Below are 1,895 nucleotides of genomic sequence, written 5' to 3'. Positions count from 1 at the left end.
GTGGTCCGGAGGGCAAGCAGGAAATCAAGGAGTTTCTTGAACAGACATTTAAAGAAGAACTTCATAAATATCTAACAATCAAAGTTACTTCTAAAGAAAGCCTTGATCAGATAAGAGACGATTTTTTCTCGGATCGCGCTCAAGACGATCAAGATTAGTCTACCCACCATTAAGCCCCTGGCAATAATCGATATGTTCAAGAATAACAAAGATAAAGATAGGATTGTTAGGGAGTTATTCGATGCTCATGAGGACATTGTCGGTGCAGTTATTATCTCCGATGAAGGGTTCCCCGATACTGATACTGACGATATAGGCAAATTTTATCAAGATGAAGAAATTGGAAACATAGCAGCGAAAATAATAAATGTTGCTAGTCTTAAACAACCCGAAAGAATTTGGTTTGAATATCCAAATTTTGATCTATTTGTTATTTGTTACGCTAAGGATTGGTTCTTGCTAGTTAAAGCTAAAAAAACTAAGCAACTTGCTACCCTTAGAAATGCTATTAAAAAGACCTCAGAAAAGATTCAGTCTTTAGTTGATCCTAATCCAGCTTCTGGCAATGGTGATCACCCCAGGCAAAATAATAATGAAAAAAGATACAGGGGCAAACAAGAAAGTCCTGAATCTTAGTCAGTTGCTCCACTTCCAGGGCAAAGGCATCTCCCGATCAATCCTCTTGATTATGGGTATTCAACTGAACCCTTAATAACGGGGGGCATTTTGCCCTTGGCCTCAACTCAGATATTCCACCAAGTTTATTAATATTTACCTGTGTCTTGATGCAGTCGCTCATAGGGAAGGGCTGTTTCGGTCACGTGCGTGCATCTTGTAAGCCCCGTGGAAACCCCCTGTTCCCTGTTCCCTGTTCCCTATTCCCTGTTCCCTAGTAAAAGCAAAGATTGCTCGAATTGATTCTGGAGTTAGTGTTGGATAGCTTTCCAATATCTGTAACTCTGTCCAACCAGCAGCAAACAAGCCTAAAATAAACTCAACGGATAAACGAGTGCCTTTAACTACTGGCTTACCTAATAAAATGTTGGGATTGGAATGAATGTAGTCTCTCCAATTCATAATGATTAGTTCTTGAATTATATTGATAATTAACTATTTTACTGCATTTATCCATTCGGTGATGTACTTTATTAGTCGGTATTAAGAGGATAGGGTTTGACGTTTTGTTAATAACTGTTTTTTGGATATTACCTGTTCACTCTTCCCTGTTATATGAAAAAAATATCCAATGAAAATACTGTAAATATTACACATATCTGAGTCCATAAATACCTAAACTTACTATTTGTAAATAAATGTAAAAAAAATTAATTACCCCTTGCATTTTTTCCAGGAGTTATGTATACTATAGAAAGTTACGACCGATACTAATAGCCGCGCTGACAAAAACTGTTAACCACGACCAGCGCGGCTTTCCTCCCTCCTAAAAAGGAGTTACTTCCATGATGCCAAAAATATCACGATCATCAATCCTGGACCGATACTAATAGCCGCGCTGGCAAAAACTGTTAACCACGACCAGCGCGGCTTTCCTCCCTCCTAAAAAGGAGTTACTTCCATGATGCCAAAAATATCACGATCATCAATCCCGGTTGGGTGCATCTCATTTTTGCGGTTTGACCCGGTGGGTGCCATGGGCATCAGGGGTGGAACAGGCATCTTGCCTGTGATCAATATTTTCCAGCAGACTGTCGGGCATCAGGGGTGGAACAGGCATCTTGCCTGTTACAATTTCCGGGCAGGATGCCCACTATTAGAGTCGAACGAGGGATTCCTCCCTCGAACTCTCCTCCAGAACCGGACATGACTGTTCCCAATCATCCGGCTCCTCCTGGTGGCATTGGGATTGCCTACACTTTATGGGGATATTCCTCTCT

The 1,895-nt window shown here is 40.7% G+C and carries 2 protein-coding genes; one reads left to right on the top strand and one right to left on the bottom strand.

What is annotated here, in order from left to right; all coding sequences use genetic code 11:
* The first annotated feature begins 192 nt into the window (after positions 1-192).
* Entirely contained in the window at positions 193-636 is a 444-nt protein-coding gene (locus tag F6K49_RS44840) for a hypothetical protein (protein ID WP_293108517.1), read from the top strand.
* Between the two features lie 159 nt (positions 637-795).
* On the opposite strand, the gene F6K49_RS44835 is transcribed toward F6K49_RS44840, so the two are convergent.
* Positions 796-1,077 (bottom strand): DUF433 domain-containing protein, encoded by a 282-nt coding sequence (locus F6K49_RS44835; RefSeq protein ID WP_293108513.1) that lies wholly within the window; start codon positions 1,075-1,077, stop codon positions 796-798.
* Between the last annotated feature and the right edge of the window lie 818 nt (positions 1,078-1,895).

The sequence above is a fragment of the Moorena sp. SIO3I6 genome, assembly GCF_010672095.1.
The sequence above is the reverse complement of the archived record's forward strand: the minus strand, read 5'-3'. Positions and strand labels throughout refer to the sequence as shown.